Annotated in this window: 16 protein-coding genes; 8 read left to right on the top strand and 8 right to left on the bottom strand. The window is 58.4% G+C overall.

Going from position 1 to position 15,620, the window contains the following annotated elements; translation table 11 throughout:
* Positions 1-55 precede the first annotated feature (55 nt).
* From HCF10_RS29750 to ptrR, 3 genes are all read right to left on the bottom strand, one after another.
* Positions 56-1,660 carry an NAD(P)-dependent oxidoreductase gene (locus HCF10_RS29750; protein WP_167656972.1) on the bottom strand — a complete coding sequence of 535 codons (1,605 nt, stop codon included), beginning with the start codon at positions 1,658-1,660 and terminating at the stop codon, positions 56-58.
* 475 nt (positions 1,661-2,135) lie between these two features.
* Positions 2,136-2,258 (bottom strand): PA1414 family protein, encoded by a 123-nt coding sequence (locus tag HCF10_RS31740; protein WP_003193089.1) that lies wholly within the window; start codon positions 2,256-2,258, stop codon positions 2,136-2,138.
* A gap of 143 nt (positions 2,259-2,401) precedes the next feature.
* Positions 2,402-3,295 carry a putrescine utilization regulator PtrR gene (gene ptrR / locus HCF10_RS29745; protein WP_131698628.1) on the bottom strand — a complete coding sequence of 298 codons (894 nt, stop codon included), beginning with the start codon at positions 3,293-3,295 and terminating at the stop codon, positions 2,402-2,404.
* A gap of 103 nt (positions 3,296-3,398) precedes the next feature.
* Here ptrR and HCF10_RS29740 point away from each other — a divergent pair, with 103 nt between their 5' ends.
* The gene (locus HCF10_RS29740; protein ID WP_167656971.1) at positions 3,399-4,607 is read left to right on the top strand and encodes an MFS transporter; all 1,209 of its coding nucleotides are present in this window, start codon (positions 3,399-3,401) and stop codon (positions 4,605-4,607) included.
* On the opposite strand, the gene HCF10_RS29735 is transcribed toward HCF10_RS29740, so the two are convergent.
* From HCF10_RS29735 to HCF10_RS29725, 3 genes are all read right to left on the bottom strand, one after another.
* Complete coding sequence (locus HCF10_RS29735; RefSeq protein WP_131698630.1) at positions 4,519-5,961, bottom strand: NCS1 family nucleobase:cation symporter-1; 1,443 nt, start codon at positions 5,959-5,961, stop codon at positions 4,519-4,521. The two genes, HCF10_RS29740 and HCF10_RS29735, sit on opposite strands and share 89 nt — an antisense overlap.
* 198 nt (positions 5,962-6,159) lie before the next feature.
* Positions 6,160-6,558 carry a DUF2177 family protein gene (locus tag HCF10_RS29730; RefSeq protein ID WP_167656970.1) on the bottom strand — a complete coding sequence of 133 codons (399 nt, stop codon included), beginning with the start codon at positions 6,556-6,558 and terminating at the stop codon, positions 6,160-6,162.
* Between the two features lie 112 nt (positions 6,559-6,670).
* Positions 6,671-7,507, bottom strand: a complete 837-nt coding sequence (locus tag HCF10_RS29725) for a CvfB family protein (RefSeq protein WP_053133042.1) — start codon at positions 7,505-7,507, stop codon at positions 6,671-6,673.
* Positions 7,508-7,829: 322 nt separating this feature from the next.
* Between HCF10_RS29725 and HCF10_RS29720 the strand changes: the two genes are divergently transcribed.
* The 3 genes from HCF10_RS29720 to HCF10_RS29710 all read left to right on the top strand — a co-directional run bounded on the left by HCF10_RS29720 (position 7,830) and on the right by HCF10_RS29710 (position 9,871).
* Entirely contained in the window at positions 7,830-8,009 is a 180-nt protein-coding gene (locus HCF10_RS29720; protein ID WP_003193095.1) for a hypothetical protein, read from the top strand.
* 206 nt (positions 8,010-8,215) lie between these two features.
* Positions 8,216-8,938 carry a TorF family putative porin gene (locus tag HCF10_RS29715; protein ID WP_131698633.1) on the top strand — a complete coding sequence of 241 codons (723 nt, stop codon included), beginning with the start codon at positions 8,216-8,218 and terminating at the stop codon, positions 8,936-8,938.
* A 66-nt stretch (positions 8,939-9,004) separates the two neighbouring features.
* Positions 9,005-9,871: a DUF6279 family lipoprotein gene (locus HCF10_RS29710; protein WP_167656969.1), complete on the top strand. Its 867-nt coding sequence runs from the start codon at positions 9,005-9,007 to the stop codon at positions 9,869-9,871.
* Positions 9,872-9,887: 16 nt separating this feature from the next.
* Here the strand turns inward: HCF10_RS29710 and HCF10_RS29705 are convergent, their stop codons facing one another.
* Entirely contained in the window at positions 9,888-10,277 is a 390-nt protein-coding gene (locus HCF10_RS29705) for a transcriptional regulator (protein WP_167656968.1), read from the bottom strand.
* A 154-nt stretch (positions 10,278-10,431) separates the two neighbouring features.
* Between HCF10_RS29705 and HCF10_RS29700 the strand changes: the two genes are divergently transcribed.
* Positions 10,432-10,707, top strand: a complete 276-nt coding sequence (locus HCF10_RS29700) for a hypothetical protein (RefSeq protein WP_131698636.1) — start codon at positions 10,432-10,434, stop codon at positions 10,705-10,707.
* Between the two features lie 49 nt (positions 10,708-10,756).
* Here HCF10_RS29700 and HCF10_RS29695 read toward each other — a convergent pair whose 3' ends face one another.
* Positions 10,757-12,103, bottom strand: a complete 1,347-nt coding sequence (locus HCF10_RS29695) for a DEAD/DEAH box helicase (protein ID WP_090400172.1) — start codon at positions 12,101-12,103, stop codon at positions 10,757-10,759.
* A gap of 193 nt (positions 12,104-12,296) precedes the next feature.
* Between HCF10_RS29695 and HCF10_RS29690 the strand changes: the two genes are divergently transcribed.
* The 3 genes from HCF10_RS29690 (at position 12,297) to HCF10_RS29680 (ending at position 15,613) form a co-directional block, all read left to right on the top strand.
* Positions 12,297-13,586 carry a mechanosensitive ion channel family protein gene (locus HCF10_RS29690; protein WP_131698637.1) on the top strand — a complete coding sequence of 430 codons (1,290 nt, stop codon included), beginning with the start codon at positions 12,297-12,299 and terminating at the stop codon, positions 13,584-13,586.
* 551 nt (positions 13,587-14,137) lie between these two features.
* Positions 14,138-15,286: an iron-containing redox enzyme family protein gene (locus HCF10_RS29685; RefSeq protein ID WP_237683204.1), complete on the top strand. Its 1,149-nt coding sequence runs from the start codon at positions 14,138-14,140 to the stop codon at positions 15,284-15,286.
* Positions 15,287-15,298: 12 nt separating this feature from the next.
* Positions 15,299-15,613: a Rieske 2Fe-2S domain-containing protein gene (locus HCF10_RS29680; protein ID WP_131698638.1), complete on the top strand. Its 315-nt coding sequence runs from the start codon at positions 15,299-15,301 to the stop codon at positions 15,611-15,613.
* Positions 15,614-15,620 lie beyond the last annotated feature (7 nt).

Raw genomic sequence — 15,620 nt, 5'->3', positions numbered from 1 at the left:
GTTTAGAGCGGTTTTTTCAGCGGGTGCGACGTCGGATGTCGCACCCGTTTTTTCATTAATACCGTGCCGAACCTGCAGACGCCTTTGCCTGGATGATCTCCTGGACCAATGAAGCCCACACCAATCCCTGCGTCGTCCCCCCGGCATATGTGCCTCCGGCGGCAATGCGGTTGTAGGCGGAGCAATAGACTATCGACAGTCCATCCGTTTCCTCTGCTCCCATGGGCGTGACGACGAAGTGCTCTCTGCTCATATCAGCAATTTGGGTTGGGCTCAGATACTGGGGCATGAACTGAACCCCAGAACGCTGCAAAAGCGTGACTATCTCATCCATCAAGTGCGCAAACCCCAGGTCGTCGCCCGATGCGTCAATCGATGGATTGTCAGCCAGAAACTTTTCAAACAGCTCAATGCCTGCGCGATTGCACTCTACGGCCAAGTACTGATTTCCAGGCGTTAGATAATCGTTACTCAGCGGCTTTGCAGTCGTCTCCGTGGCTGACAGATGGCGCATGTTCACCTGCTTATGACTGGCTCCATCGCTCTGCTGATGTCCTCCGTAGACCGAGACCTGATAGTTGGCCAGGCGCAACATCACGGCTTGAAGCAGGCCGTTGATACCTCTGCCAATTATCGACACGCGCGGCGCGCCAGCATCTGCCTGTTGCGCGGGGATCGTCAATGAGTGGGCAAGTTTGCGCCTGACCAGGCAGCGCAAGGCGGTCAGGCTCAGTTGAATTGAGACGGCATAGTCAAGGTCGCCATGGCAGGCTTCAGTCATTGCCGCCTGGGTTGTAAGGGTCGCAGGTTTACGCCACTTGGAGACACTGCAGCCGAGTGCCTGCGCGCGCCCCCGAAATGCATCGAGTGTCCCAGGCCCGTAGTCCAATACAAGCTGGATACCTTCAGCCGTTGCCAGGGCCCGCAACGCGTCGTCGCTGAAGACATCCGGCTTGGCGACGCAGACCAGGCGAGCTTGCGTGTGCAGGCACTGAATGAGGGCCTGATCAATGCGATGGGTGGACTCATCATTCAGGGATAAACAGATAGCGACAGTACGAGCCCCCTCCAGCACCTCGTGCCAGTCCAGACCAAAGGACACTCGACTGTCGGAACAGGCTTTGCCGAGAGTGTCCGGCCTCGGACCCTGTCGATCCAATACCTTGATCCGAACCTCAGGATCCCGATCAAGCAACACCTTGACCAGCTCTCTGCCCACGTTGCCGTATCCCAGTACACAGATGTCACGGGGCAGGGAGCCATCGGCGAGTGTCAGCCAGCGTGCCATATAGGCGGCAACATGCGGCGCGTTGACCCCCGGCGTATTGACCACGCGGATGTCGTTGGAACCGCAAAGGTCCATTCGCACCTTATCCAGGCTCGTACCTCTGCGGATCAAATGGAGCTCGCCAAACGGGTGGGATATGCGCCATTGGGCGATGACGTCGGCATCGATCGCCTGGTCCCCGACAATGATCGCCGATGGACTCAGGAGACCGATCTGTATGAGCAGATCGTGTTTGGTCAATGTCGGGGGAAAGAACACTACATTGCTGGGTGCGTGAGCCTTCCAGGCTCTCGACACCGGTGCGAGATGCAGGATATTTCCGGTTATGGCGATAAGGGACGCGGCGACTGGCGGAATGGAAGAGAGCCTCATAGCTGTGTCTCCAGCAATTCTGACTGACTAATGCCTCGCAGAGAGCCATTCAATGAAGGGTGGGGCGTTATTAAAATGCCCTTGAGGAACTCAACCTACGCTCATCGTTTGAATTGAATAAGCCAGCCGTTTCTGATGAACAAGTAGCCTGATTCCGACACTTGAAAGTCAAAAGCCTGACTGACCTGCATAGATTCGGACTACTCCCCGTGTCACAGAGGAACAACAGACATCTCCTGGAAGCAGACGCTTCCATCGGAACGATTGTTCAGATCACCTGAGGCGAGTGAGTGTTGTGGAGTGAGGGGGTTATCGCGAGGGGTGACTCGGGCGGCGGGAGATAGGACTGGTGCAAAACAAACTGTGAGAGCGGGCTCGCCCGCGAAAGCGCTGGATCAGTCAATCATTCCGTTAACTGACACACCGCATTCGCGAGCAAGCCCGCTCCCACCTTTAATCCTGCTTCGACCGGAGATTATCTGCGGCGAGGACGACGCTGCTCGTCATCGGTACGAATGGGCACCGGTTGCAGCGGTGGCTCGATCAGGCCCAGCGCAACGCCGAGGTCGTGGAGCCAGTTTTGAATTTTCTCTTTCATGGTTTGCCCCCTTTGAGGGTAATGCTGGTAGGCGCAAGTTCTGTCGCCTTTTCCTACACTGATAGTAGCCCTAAGTCCTACGTATTGCTTGAACGAAACCACAACGAACTATTACTGAATTGGTCCAAATCCTGACGGATCGTTCAAGCAATCGCACGTGCGTCTTGCAGGACCTCGGCCCTGCCCTCTTGCTGCAGGTCGATCCATGCATTGAGGTTAGCGCCGAGCATACCCTTTCGCCACATCAGCCAGGTGGTCGCAGTGGCAAAATGCCCTGTCAGCGGATGAACGGACACGCTGTCCTTGCCCGGCAAGCTGTCGAGCATGGATTCGGCCATCAGCGCCACGCCAGAACCGGCGATGACACAGGCAAGCATGCCTTGATAAGACTCGATCTCAATCGCTCGCCCCATGGCGACGTGCTCGTGGGAAAACCAGGTTTCCAGGCGCGTGCGATAGGCACAGCTGCGGCGGAAAGTGAACACCGAACGGCCCGCAACGTCTTGTGGCCCGCGCACCGGCGGATGGTCGGCTTCGCATATGAGCACCAGGCGCTCTTCGCACAGGGCTACACCGTCCAACGAGGCGATAGTGATGGGCCCGTCCACAAAAGCAGCATCCAGGCGCCCGGTAATTAACCCTTCGAGCAATTCACCGCTGGGCGCCGATTGCACCTGCAAGTTAACCATCGGGTACGCCTTGTGATAACGCGCCAACAACTTCGGCAAATGCACCGCCGCCGTGCTGTACATGCTGCCCAGTACAAAATCGCCGGCCGGTTGCCCGCCTTGCACGGCGCCATGGGCTTCATCGTGCAGCGCCAGCAGACGGGTGCTGTAGTCCAGCAATACCTTGCCTGCCGGAGAAAGCTGCAAGCGCTGGCGTTCGCGCACAAACAACTCCACGCCCAGCTGTTCTTCCATCTGCTTGAGCCGGGTCGACAAGTTCGATGGTACTCGATGCAGGCGCTCGGCAGCGCGGGTGATGGAGCCCTCTTCCGCGACGGCCTGGAAAATCCGCAATTGACTGAATTCCACACCTTTCTCCAAAACTGAACAAGTTGCTCACTATTATTCATTTTTACAGAAAGTCAATCCGCTTTAGCCTGACGGTATTCGCTTACCAGCAGGGCACCTGACCATGTCACCCCCGATCCGCTTACTCGCCAGCTTTATCGCCCTGATGATGGCCATGGGCATCGGCCGCTTCGCACTCACCCCGCAAATGCCCCACTTGCTCAGTGAAGGACAGATCGACCTGACCGGCGCCGGACTGATCGCGGCGGCCAATTACCTGGGCTACTTCGTGGGCGCGGTGGATTCGATTTTTGCGCGCAGCCATCACCATGTGCGGGGTCGCCTGTATGGCGGGCTATGGTTGTGCGTGTTGCTGACCCTGGCGTCGTACTGGGCCCATGGGTTCTGGCCGCACTTGCTGCTGCGTTTCGGAACCGGCGTTGCGAGTGCCTGGGCACTGGTGATGATCACCAGCCTGAGCCAGCCGCTGGCGATTGCCGCCGGGCGTGCACGCCTGGGTGCCCTGGTGTTTGCCGGGCCGGGGCTGGGGATTGTGCTGACCGGGTTACTCGCGCTGGGCTCCAACCTGTTGGACCAGAGCTCTGCAACGTTGTGGCTGATCTATGGTGGGGTGGCGCTGGTGATGCTACTGGCAATCTTGCCCTTCCTGCCCCAGCCGTCCGCCGTTACTGCGCCTGTTGCAAGCCACGCCGACACGGCCAGCAACGGCAGCACTACCCACCTGTGCTGGATCTATGTGTTGTTCGGCCTGGGCTACATCATTCCCGCGACGTTCCTGTCACAAATGGCCAGCGCGCAATTCAAGGGCGCCTGGCAGGCCGATCTGTTCTGGCCCTGCTTTGGTTTGGCGGCGGCGATTGGCGTGGTGGTCGCAAGCCTGCGTCCCAAGGACCCGGACACCACCCGTCGCTGGCTGATGACTACGTTGTGGCTGCAAGCGGCCGGCGTATTCGCCTGCCTGCTGGGTAACGGTTGGGGGCTGGCGCTGGGGGTGTTGCTGTGCGGCGCGCCATTCCTGGCCTGCATGCAGTTGGTGATGGCGCGCCTGCGGGAGATTGCGCCCCACGGCTATCAGCGCAACACCGGGCTGTTGACCGCCAGCTTTGCCATCGGCCAATTGAGTGGACCGTTGCTGGCGTCGGTGAGCAGCCACCTGAGCGGTGGCCTGCAACCCGCGCTGGTGATCGCCGGTGCAGGCCTGTTAGCGGCGGGAGGGGTGTTGGTCAGCCCGCGACCAACGGTGCCGGCGCGCGAACCTGCTCTCGCCGCGCCAACACCAGAAAAAACAGCCCACCCAGGAAGCAACCGGTAAACCAGGCAAAGTTAGCCATGCCCTGCAACGCCGGCGTGAAGGTGATCGCGACACCCACCAGTGTCGCAGGCACCAACGCCTTGACCGCCGTCCAGTTCACACCGCCATCGAAGTAGTAGCGCCCGCTCGGGCTGTCATCGAACAGCGCGTCCACGTCGATCTTCTGCTTTTTGATCAGGTAGAAGTCCACCAGCAAAATCCCGAACAACGGGCCGATAAAGGCCGCGAGAATATCCAGGGTGTAGTGGATCATCAGCGGGTTATTGAACAGGTTCCACGGGGTGATGAAGATCGAAGCCACGGCGGCGATCATGCCGCCGGCGCGCCAGCTGATTTTGCTCGGTGCGACGTTGGCGAAGTCGAACGCCGGGGAAACGAAGTTGGCGACAATGTTGATGCCAATGGTGGCCGTGACAAAGGCAAAAGCGCCGAGCAGCACCGCCATGCTGTTATCAATACGCGAGACGGTCGCGATCGGGTCATGGAGCATTTCACCAAACACCGGCAAAGTGCCCGAGACGATGACCACGGTCACCAGGGAAAACGCCAGGAAGTTCACCGGCAGGCCCCAGAAGTTGCCGCGCCGCACATCCTGCATACTGCGGCAGTAACGGCTGAAATCACCGAAATTCAGGGTCGGCCCGGAAAAGTACGACACCACCAGCGCCGTCGCCACGATCACCTGACCGACCGCCTGCCAACCCGACAGGGATTTTTCCGACAGGGTAAAACTGATATTCGCCCACCCTGCCTTCCACACGATCCAGCCGGCCAGGGCAAACATCACCGCGTAGACCACCGGCCCCGCCCAATCGATAAAGCGGCGAATGGACTCCATGCCGGCCCAGAACACGGCCGCCTGCAACACCCATAAACTGAGGAAACCAAACCAACCCAGGTAAGACAGGCCAGCAAAATGCGGCTCTGCATACACCGCCATCTGTGGGAAAAAGCGCAGTACCACAATGATCAAGGCACTCGACGCCAGGTAGGTCTGAATTCCGTACCAAGCCACCGCAATCAGGCCGCGAATCACCGCGGGAATATTCGCGCCGAACACACCAAACGCCAACCGGCAGATCACTGGATAGGGCACGGCGGCCTGCTGGCTGGGCTTGGCCACCAGGTTGGCAATCAATTGCACGATGCAAATGCCTGCCAGCAAGGCAATCAACACCTGCCAACTGGCCAGCCCCAGGGCGAACAGACTGGCGGCGAACACATAGCCACCCACGCTGTGCACGTCACTCATCCAGAAGGCAAAGATGTTGTACCAGGTCCACTTTTGCGGCAGTGGGCCCAGGTCCTGGTTGTAAAGGCGTGGGCTATAGCCTTTGGGCAATTGTTCGATCATCGCTGGGCTCCTCGTAATACCGGCCTGCGCTTCCGTCACGGGGTGCATACGGGAGGCGGCCTGGTTTGTATACGAGATAGTCAGCAGAATACGTGCCAATAGAGCACAATCCCTCTGCAACGGCGCTCCAAAGGGGTATACGGAGGTTTAGTAACGAGGATTGCGCTCAGCAACGGTGCAGATCAATCCTGTACACAATCATCGGTGCACCCGATGTGCACACAAGTACCCGACCGTGCAGCACGCCGCTGTGAGGAAGGTGCCCCAGGCCATGTCCATCATCGCCAATCCGCCAGACCAGCCTTGCAGCGTGGCCCAGTTGCTCAGGTCGTAGGTGCCGTAGGCCACCAGGCCCAGCAACGCACCCAGTCGGGCCGCGCGTTGCCAGCTGGCGCTGGGCAAGACCACGAACACCACGCAACCGAGGACATACAAGAGATAAAACAGCACGGCAGGCAACAGGCGAGGCTGATCAAGCATCAGCGGGCCCAGCAGGGATTTGTAGGTCGGGCCCATGAGGACACCGAGCCAGAGGCCGTCGAGGATCAGGAAGGCAAGCAAGGTGCCGAGGTAGGCGAAGACAGACTTCTTGGGCATTGATGCAGCCTCTGCAGGAGCGAGCTTGCTCGCGAAAACATTCCAGGCGCATCACGGTGTCGGATGTACCTTTTTCGCGAGCAAGCTCGCTCCTACAGAGAGCAAAGCGCACTCAGCTTAGTTCAATGCGATCCGCGTGAATCACGATCTGGCCCTGCTTGTAGAGCGCACCAATGGCCTTCTTGAAGTTGCCTTTGCTCACGCCAAACAAGTTGCTGATCACCGCCGGGTCACTCTTGTCGCTGACCGGCAAACTGCCGTTGTTTTCACGCAACTTGGCGAGGATCTTCGAGTTGAGGCTGGAAGCCGCTTCCTGGCCAACCGGTTGCAGGCTCAGGCTGATGTTGCCATCGGCGCGGATCTCTTTGATAAAGCCTTTCTCTTCCTTGCCCGGGCGCAGGAACTTGAACACTTCGTTCTTGTGGATCAGGCCCCAGTGCTTGTTGTTGATGATCGCCTTGAAGCCCATGTCGGTGGCTTCGGCGACCAGCAGGTCGACTTCCTGGCCCACGACGTAGTTGGCCGGCGTCTTGTCCAGGTAGCGGTCAAGGCGCGCGGTGGCGGTAATACGCTTGGTGTGTTTGTCGAGATAGACATGCACCACGCAGTATTCACCGGCGGTCATCTGACGTTTTTCTTCCGAGTACGGGAGCAACAGATCCTTTGGCAAACCCCAGTCGAGGAACACGCCAATGCTGTTGACTTCCACGACTTTCAAACTGGCAAATTCGCCAACTTGAACTTTCGGTTTTTCGGTAGTGGCGATAAGTTTGTCATCGCTGTCCAGATAAATGAAAACGTTAAGCCAATCTTCATCTTCACTGGGAATATCCTTGGGGATATACCGATTAGGCAAGAGGATTTCGCCATCTTGCGCACCATCGAGGTACAAACCAAAGTTAGTGTGTTTAACCACTTGCAAGCTGTTGTAGCGCCCGACTAAAGCCATTTCCAATACCCTCATTGCGTGGGCGGCATTCTACCCGAGTTGCGCCTGCCACGCGCGCGCGCCTGAAAAATCGCGGGTTTACCTGGCGTTCCAGTGGCACCGCCCCGCTCGTCCGATCATTCGGCTGAATTTTGCCACGCCACCCGTGCCGGCTCAGCCCGTGGTTTCGAGTTAAAACAGGAAGTTAGGGGCTAATTTCAAAGATAAACTTTGGCTGTTTTCAGCTGCTGCTTTTATTCCCGGGGGATATTTACCAAGCAATTGTCAAGTATTTCCTGTACGATGCCTGGCCAAGTTAATTTTCTACAGGTTAGTGGCCGCCATGCGTGTAAAAGCATCCAACAGCAAAGCAAAGCCAGCTCCCGCCGTTGAAACCAGCGAATCGATCAACAGCCAGATTGCTGCTTTCCTCAAGTCCGGTGGCGAAATCCAGCAAATTGCCAAGGGCGTGAGCGGCCAGACTTTCGGCCCGTCCAAGCAGATCAGCCTGGGTAAAAAGTAATACCGCGCAGCACATCTGGTCCCTAAGCGTCTTACCTTCAAGGCGCTAGGACTAGAGCCCGAAATACCCTCTCGCATCACCTTCAGAACGTGCAAATCGACGAACGGGCCTCACCTCCTGGCATTCGCCGGTATGCTTGCACACGTCTAGCACGGGCATCTGCCCTATTTCTCCGTTACTGCTCCTCGCTTTTCATGGAGTGAAGCATGCTTAAACGCTGCATTTTCGTGGCCAGTATCCTGGCGGCCAGCCCTCTCGCCGAAGCGCAGATTTTCCAGCGTGAACTGGGCGACTTCGACCTGAAATTGGGCACCACCCCCAGCCGCAGCATGGCCCAAGGCCTGGTCAAGCCGACCTCGCCGGGCAGTGACTCATTTCATGGCGGGCTGGACCTGAGTCATGACAGCGGCCTGTACTTTGGCCAGTTTTCTCCGAACATGGGCCTGTCGCCGGCCAGCACTCTCGAAGTCGATTCGTATATGGGATTCAAGCACCCTTTCGACCGGACCCTGGGCTACGAAGTCGGTCTGATCCACTACAGCTACCCCAAGCTCAGCCCCCTCGACAGCCAGGAGCTCTACGGCGGCCTCAACCTGCTGGGCAATCGCTTCGGCGCTTCCTTCAGCAACGACCCGGACCGCCAGGACAGCACCCTGTTCGCCGACCTCAGCGGCACCCAGCCCTTCGGCATCGGCGTCAGTATGAAATACACCACCCATCAACTGGGCACCCCGACCTCAGTGGAGGGGGGGTCCATCAGCAGCTTCAGCGACTGGTCGATACAGTTCTCCCGCGCCTGGAAGGGCATCGACCTGGACCTGATCTACAGCGATTCCAGCCTCAGCGGCGGCGATTGCTCGGCCTATTCCGGACACAATTCGCAATGCGATGGCCTGTTGACCTTGAAGGCGATGCGGTCGTTTTATTGATGGGCTGAACTGTCGCGTGCGCCGCGGGTTCACATGCATTAACTCCCTCTGCGCAAGGACACGCCCATGCTGCATCGGCTCAAACTGCTGGTGGTATTCCTGACCCTGAGCCTGGTGCTCGCGGGCTGCAACCGCGTGGGCCTGGCCTATCGCAACCTGGACGTGATCATCCCCTGGACCCTCAACGACTACCTGGACATGAATGCCGGGCAGAAGAGCTGGTTCAACGACACACTCAAGGAACACCTGGCCTGGCACTGCACCACACAATTGCCGGGTTACCTCGACTGGCTCGACCGCCTGCAAGCAATGGTCGAGAGCAACCAGGTCACCGATGCAGCGCTGCAAACCCGCACGGTTGAGGCCAAGCAGGCAATTGCCGAAGTGGCGCGGGAAATCACACCGTCGGCGATCGAATTGTTACAAGGGCTGGATGATCAACAGGTCAACGACATGAACGATGCCCTGGCCAAGGACCTGCGCAAACGCCAGGACGACTATCTTAAGCCGCCGCTGGCCAAGCAGATCCAGGACCGCGCCGAGCGCATGAACAAGCGCCTGAATGCGTGGATGGGGCCGCTGAGCGATAGCCAGAAAAACCGGGTGATGGCCTGGTCCATCAGCCTGGGCGAGCAGAACGAGCAGTGGATCGGCAACCGTGCCCACTGGCAGGCACAATTCATCGACGCCGTGCAGCAGCGCCACGACACCGACTTCCCGCAGAAGATGCAGCAATTGCTGGTAGACCGCGAAAGCCTGTGGACACCGGAGTACCGCGCCGCTTATGCACAGACCGAAGCCGCTGCGCGCAGTCTGATCGTCGACTTGGTGGCCGAAAGTACCGTACAGCAGCGCCTGAAATTAACGCAGAAAATCGACGGCGTACGCAGCGACTTCAAAGCACTTAAATGCCTCAAGGCCGCTGCGAATTAATGTGGGAGGTGCCCGCTCAGGCAATCTGCGCCTTCGAAGCCACTTCGGAAAAAGTCGCGGGGACCAACGCATCCGCCTGCTCATCCAGCACCTGACGCGGGTGATCATTGCCCGGGATGGAGCTGTCGATCAGCGCCAATAGCTGCGCACCCAGTGCGGTCAGAATGAAATTCTCACCATTGCCGCCTTCTTCCTCAGGGCGCGACTCGATAAACCCACGCTTGAACAACAGCGCCTCGTAATCGGCAGCCGTCTTTTTCAACGCATCCAGATTGCCCGTGGATTCGCCCGCCGTGGCCTTCTCGGCCGCTTCCTGCTCGGCGTATTTGCGCGGGGCAAAACTGCCTTCGCCGTTCTGCACTTCGTGCAGCAGACGTTCGATCAGATCCCAATTGTAAGTCGTCATCCTGATTCCTCCTGCAGGCCTAAGGAAAGTAGCCTGCCTGTAGGAGTGACCCTGCGCGCCTGTGGCCGTTCAGACCAACCGACGGACGTCATTTCTCTGAACTTTCCAGACGTTCACCACCTCAACTGAGCATCACCGCCAAGGAGGTCCGATCATGAAAACCCTGAAAAACCTGGCCATCGCCGCCACGCTGCTCACCGCCCTGCCCGCCTGGGCCTGCACCCCGGAAGAGGCCACCGCCAAGCGCGAGCAGTTGGCCCAGGAAGTGGCCAAACTCACTGAGCAGAACCCGACCAAGGCCAAGGAGATGAACGACGAGCTGCAGAAGATGGACCTGGATACTGAAAGCGCAGAGTTCCCCGACAAGTGCCAGTTGATCGACGCCCGGCTCAAGGAATTGAAAGAAGCTGCCGCCAAAGCGAAAAACTGAGGTTATAAAAAAACCGGACAACGTCCGGTTTTTTCACATCCCTCAAGCCTTACTCGGCAGCGGGTGCTTCTGGCTTGCGACGCTTGAGCGGCGCCATACCATCCTTGCTGACGAGCGAGAGGTTGTCGGTCTTCGGCCGGTTGGCGATCTTGCGCTTGGTCGGCGACTTGGCACCGGCCTTTTTCTTGTCGCCCTTGGCGTCGGTCTTTTTCTTCTTCACGCCAACCGCCTTGCCCGACGCCTTGACCTTTTTCGGCCCGGTGTAGGTGCCTTTGACCTCCTTGATGGTGCGGCGCTCGAACGACTGCTTGAGGTAGCGCTCGATGCTCGACATCAGGTTCCAGTCGCCGTGGCAGATCAGCGAAATCGCCAGGCCATCGTTGCCGGCACGCCCGGTACGGCCGATACGGTGCACGTACTCGTCGCCGCTGCGTGGCATGTCGAAGTTGATGACCATGTCCAGGCCGTCCACGTCCAGGCCGCGCGCGGCAACGTCGGTGGCGACCAGGATCTTCACGCCGCCAGCCTTGAGGCGGTCGATGGCCAGTTTACGGTCCTTCTGGTCTTTCTCGCCGTGCAGCACGAACGCCTTGTAGTCCTGGGCCACCAGACGACCGTATATGCGGTCTGCGGCAGCGCGGGTGTTGGTGAACACGATGGCCTTCTGATAGGTCTCGTTGGCCAGCAGCCAGTTGAGGATCTGTTCCTTGTGCACGTTGTGGTCAGCGGTGACGATCTGCTGGCGCGTGGTGGCGTTCAGGTCGCTGACGTTGTTGACCTGCAGGTGCTCAGGATTGTTCAGGACCTTGGCGACCATGTCACGCAGGGTCGAACCGCCGGTGGTAGCGGAGAACAGCATGGTCTGCTGGCGATTCACGCATTCAGCCACCAGGCGCTGCACGTCGTCGGCAAAGCCCATGTCGAGCATGCGGTCGGCTTCGTCGAGTACCAGCACTTCGACTTCCTTGAGGTCAAGGTTGCCAGCGTTGAGTTGCTCGATCATGCGGCCCGGCGTACCGATCAGGATGTCCGGCACCTTGCGCAGCATGGCGGCCTGGACCTTGAAGTCTTCGCCACCGGTGATCAGGCCGGACTTGATGAAGGTGAACTGCGAAAAGCGCTCGACTTCCTTCAAGGTCTGCTGGGCCAGCTCGCGGGTTGGCAGCAGGATCAGGGTCTTGATGCTGACGCGGACTTTGGCCGGGCCGATCAGGCGATTGAGAATCGGCAGGACGAAAGCGGCGGTCTTGCCACTCCCGGTTTGAGCCGTCACCCGCAGGTCACGCCCTTCGAGCGCGAGCGGGATGGCCGCTGCTTGCACAGGCGTAGGCTCGACAAATTTCAGCTCGGCCACGGCTTTGAGCAGGCGTTCGTGCAGGGCGAATTGGGAAAACACGGGTGCTACCTCGAAGAAATACAAAAAATCAGCTGCATAGGGTACCGGTTTCGGGCGTCCAAACCGAGTGTCTTTACGCGAACGGCGCTAATCAGTTGCTTTTTTGTCAGAGTATTTGTCCACGGCATCAACTTTGTTGCACTTAAATGCTCTAATCGCGCCGTCTTGTCTTACAGAAGAATCGGTTTCATCCATGGATATCAAACAGCTCTGGCTCAACGTCCAAGACCTTTGGGGCACCCTCGACGAACACCCGCTGCTGCATGCCAGCCTCGGTTTCCTGGTGTTGCTGGTGGTGGCCCTGCTGCTCGGGCGCGTGGCCCGTTACCTGATCCTCCACGCCGTCAAATTGCTCGGCCGGCAACCGGCGCTGCACTGGCTCAACGACCTGCGGCACAACAAAGTCTTCCATCGCCTGGCGCAGATGACGCCCTCGCTGGTGATCCAGTTCGGCCTGTACCTGGTGCCCGCCCTGAGCAAGACCGCGATCCTGTTTATCGGCAACGTGGCCCTGGCATTGACCATCTTGTTCCTGGTGCTGGCCCTGAGCGCGCTGCTCAACGCCCTGCTGGACATCTACGCCCGCACCGAACACGCGCGTACCCGCTCGATCAAAGGTTATGTGCAGTTGGCGAAAATGGTGCTGTTCGTGTTTGGCGCGATCATCATCGTCGCCACATTGATTGACCGTTCACCACTGTTGCTGCTGTCAGGCCTGGGCGCCATGTCGGCAGTGATCCTGTTGGTCTACAAGGACACCCTGCTGTCGTTCGTCGCCAGCGTGCAGCTCACCAGCAACGACATGCTGCGCGTCGGCGACTGGATCGAAATGCCCCAGGTCGGCGCTGACGGCGACGTGGTGGATATCACCCTGCACACGGTCAAGGTGCAGAACTTCGACAAGACCATCGTCTCCATCCCGACCTGGCGCCTGATGTCCGAGTCGTTCAAGAACTGGCGCGGCATGCAGGCCTCCGGTGGGCGACGCATCAAGCGCAGCCTGTTTATCGATGCCAGCGGCGTGCGCTTCCTGCGTGACGATGAAGAAGTGCGCATGACTCAAGTGCACCTGCTCACCGACTACATCGGGCGCAAGCAGGCCGAACTCAAGGCCTGGAACGAAGCCCAGGGTCACAGCGCGCAACTGTCGGCCAACCGCCGGCGCATGACCAACCTCGGCACCTTCCGCGCGTATGCCCTGGCCTACCTCAAAAGCCATCCGGACATCCAGCCGAACATGACCTGCATGGTGCGCCAGATGCAAACCACCGCCGAGGGCGTGCCGCTCGAGATCTACTGCTTCACACGCACCACCGTATGGGCCGATTACGAGCGGATCCAGGGGGATATCTTCGACTACCTGCTGGCCGTATTGCCGGAGTTCGGACTGAACCTGTACCAGCAACCCAGCGGCACCGATCTGCGCACCGGGATACTGGCGCTGGCACACAATACCCGAACCGCGGAAACCCCGGAGTACTGACAACAATACCGGCGAGGGGCTGGCAAGCGCCTCGCCGGAAGGTGCTAGAAGCGTTGGAACGGTATTGATCCAATACACCACTGATAAGGCGGCAAGTTCACGTGCAACTTGAGCCACCGCTGACGCCCCCCCCACAATAAAAGCTGGCAACTATGTGTAGCCGCTGCTGCCGATTATTCAACCGACTTACCCCATAAAGAAAATTCTTCCTATACCTTTAGTGAATTTCACTACTTGCGCGCACTATTTCTAATCTGTTTTAAAAAAAACCAACGCCTTAGCATCTGGCCATCAAACAACGCCAGCAGAAGGCCAACCTCATGTTATGGACAACTCAGCTTTCCGATAATGCAGCAGACTTTGTATTAAGCTCGAATGCCGAAGCATTGACCCAATATTGTGGTGCTGGCGCCTTTGCTCAACCCTGCGACTTTTATACCCAAAGCCCCTACCAGCGACCTTCGCGGCCGCAGGACGTAACCGATTCAATCATCACCACCTGCTTGACCAGCGACCAGCTTTCAAACAGTCAGCATCTATTGGCGCAACGGTTGTTATTGAATATCTACGAGCAAGACCTGGTCTTCTTGCCCAAGCCGCCATTGGAACTGGACTTCAAGGCGTTCAAGCGCTTCTATGATCCGCAGCATGCGGCCAGTGGCAAAAAGATCCGCCCGTTGCTGGAACACTACCTGTACAACTGGCTCAAGGAAGAAGTGCATATCAACGGGCCTTGGTGCCTGGACTCTTTTATCGCCCACACCGATAAAGTATTGGATGACGTCGCCCAGTCCGAATCCAAACTCCATGAAGTGCTGACCACCAGCCGCCACCCCGAACGTGCCGCCAGGTTTTTCATGACGCAATGCGCAGGAGACTTCCTCAGTGAAGCGTCGGCCATGGCCCGCAACGTGCTGGGTAACAGCGGCGTCTACACCAGCGAATTATTCAAGATCCTGATCGACGAGTACGGCTACGGCGTCGACAAAAAGAAACACAGCACTATTTTTGAAGACATGCTCCAGGACATGGGCATGTCCCATCACGTGCACCATTACTGGCAGTTCTATACCCCGGCGTCGCTGTCGCTGACCAACTACTTCCACTACGTATCGGCCAACCATGGCGAGCTGTTCCGCTATATCGGCGCCATGTACTACACCGAAGCCACATTGGCCCTGACGACCAAGCACCAGTCACGCGCGATCAAGACCATCTTCAACGGCAGCGTCTCCACGGACTATTTCGATGAGCATGCCCACATCGATGTGCACCACGGAAGAATGGCCCTCCAGCGCCTGATCATTCCCATGATCAAGCAGTTCGGCACCAAGATCATCCCCGACCTTATTCGCGGCTTTGAAGAGTTCAGGCTGCTTCAGGACATCGCCGACGAAGAGTTGTATGCCCATATCAAATGGCATGACGCGTTCGATGAGCATCGGGCACAGGCAGCGGCGCTCCAGGGCCACAAACCCGTGGACCTGAGGATTACCGAGCCTGAACACGAGTTGTCGGTGCTGCATACCCACCCGAATGACGAACTGTTCTGGGTCGAATCAGGCGAGCTGGAGTTTGTCGCCAGCCCCGAACTGACGGTGCGCCTCAAGGCCGGCGAAGGCGTGGTGATTCCCAAGGGAATGCTGCATGGCACCCGCATCACCAGCCCGTCCTGCACGTACACCGTCACCGCCATCTGAGTGGGCAACCCAATGAAAGCCATCAGCCTGAATCTCAACCACGCCAACTATGTGGCCGTGGAGGAAAGAACCTACTTTCTCAAGCGTCATGCGTATTCGACGCAATTGCTGCCCACCGCGTGCCCCCATCGTGGCGGCCCGCTGCATATGGGCGAAGTGACAGGCGACGGCCAAAGTGTGATCTGTCCCTGGCACGACAACGCCTACAAGGTCTGCAACCTGGAAAAGAAGGCGCTGCCCACTGTGCGCGTCAGAAACCAGATAAGCACCGTCGTCGGCGACACCGAGCGCTGTGTGCCGCTGCTTAAAATCTCCCGTTACGACTGATGAAGCC

This window comes from Pseudomonas sp. B14(2022), from assembly GCF_012030485.1.
Taxonomy (GTDB): Bacteria; Pseudomonadota; Gammaproteobacteria; order Pseudomonadales; family Pseudomonadaceae; genus Aquipseudomonas.
This window is presented reverse-complemented; position numbering and strand designations above follow the sequence as displayed.

Bases quoted from the DNA above. Each gene is read 5' to 3' on its own strand.
- HCF10_RS29700 (WP_131698636.1), top strand. From the start codon at position 10,432: ATGAAAACCCTGAAAAACCTGGCCATCGCCGCCACGCTGCTCACCGCC.
- HCF10_RS29680 (WP_131698638.1), top strand. From the start codon at position 15,299: ATGAAAGCCATCAGCCTGAATCTCAACCACGCCAACTATGTGGCCGTG.
- HCF10_RS29710 (WP_167656969.1), top strand. From the start codon at position 9,005: ATGCTGCATCGGCTCAAACTGCTGGTGGTATTCCTGACCCTGAGCCTG.
- HCF10_RS29705 (WP_167656968.1), bottom strand. From the start codon at position 10,277: ATGACGACTTACAATTGGGATCTGATCGAACGTCTGCTGCACGAAGTG.
- HCF10_RS29720 (WP_003193095.1), top strand. From the start codon at position 7,830: ATGCGTGTAAAAGCATCCAACAGCAAAGCAAAGCCAGCTCCCGCCGTT.
- HCF10_RS29735 (WP_131698630.1), bottom strand. From the start codon at position 5,961: ATGATCGAACAATTGCCCAAAGGCTATAGCCCACGCCTTTACAACCAG.
- HCF10_RS29740 (WP_167656971.1), top strand. From the start codon at position 3,399: ATGTCACCCCCGATCCGCTTACTCGCCAGCTTTATCGCCCTGATGATG.
- HCF10_RS29725 (WP_053133042.1), bottom strand. From the start codon at position 7,507: ATGGCTTTAGTCGGGCGCTACAACAGCTTGCAAGTGGTTAAACACACT.
- HCF10_RS29715 (WP_131698633.1), top strand. From the start codon at position 8,216: ATGCTTAAACGCTGCATTTTCGTGGCCAGTATCCTGGCGGCCAGCCCT.
- HCF10_RS29690 (WP_131698637.1), top strand. From the start codon at position 12,297: ATGGATATCAAACAGCTCTGGCTCAACGTCCAAGACCTTTGGGGCACC.
- HCF10_RS31740 (WP_003193089.1), bottom strand. From the start codon at position 2,258: ATGAAAGAGAAAATTCAAAACTGGCTCCACGACCTCGGCGTTGCGCTG.
- HCF10_RS29750 (WP_167656972.1), bottom strand. From the start codon at position 1,660: ATGAGGCTCTCTTCCATTCCGCCAGTCGCCGCGTCCCTTATCGCCATA.
- HCF10_RS29730 (WP_167656970.1), bottom strand. From the start codon at position 6,558: ATGCCCAAGAAGTCTGTCTTCGCCTACCTCGGCACCTTGCTTGCCTTC.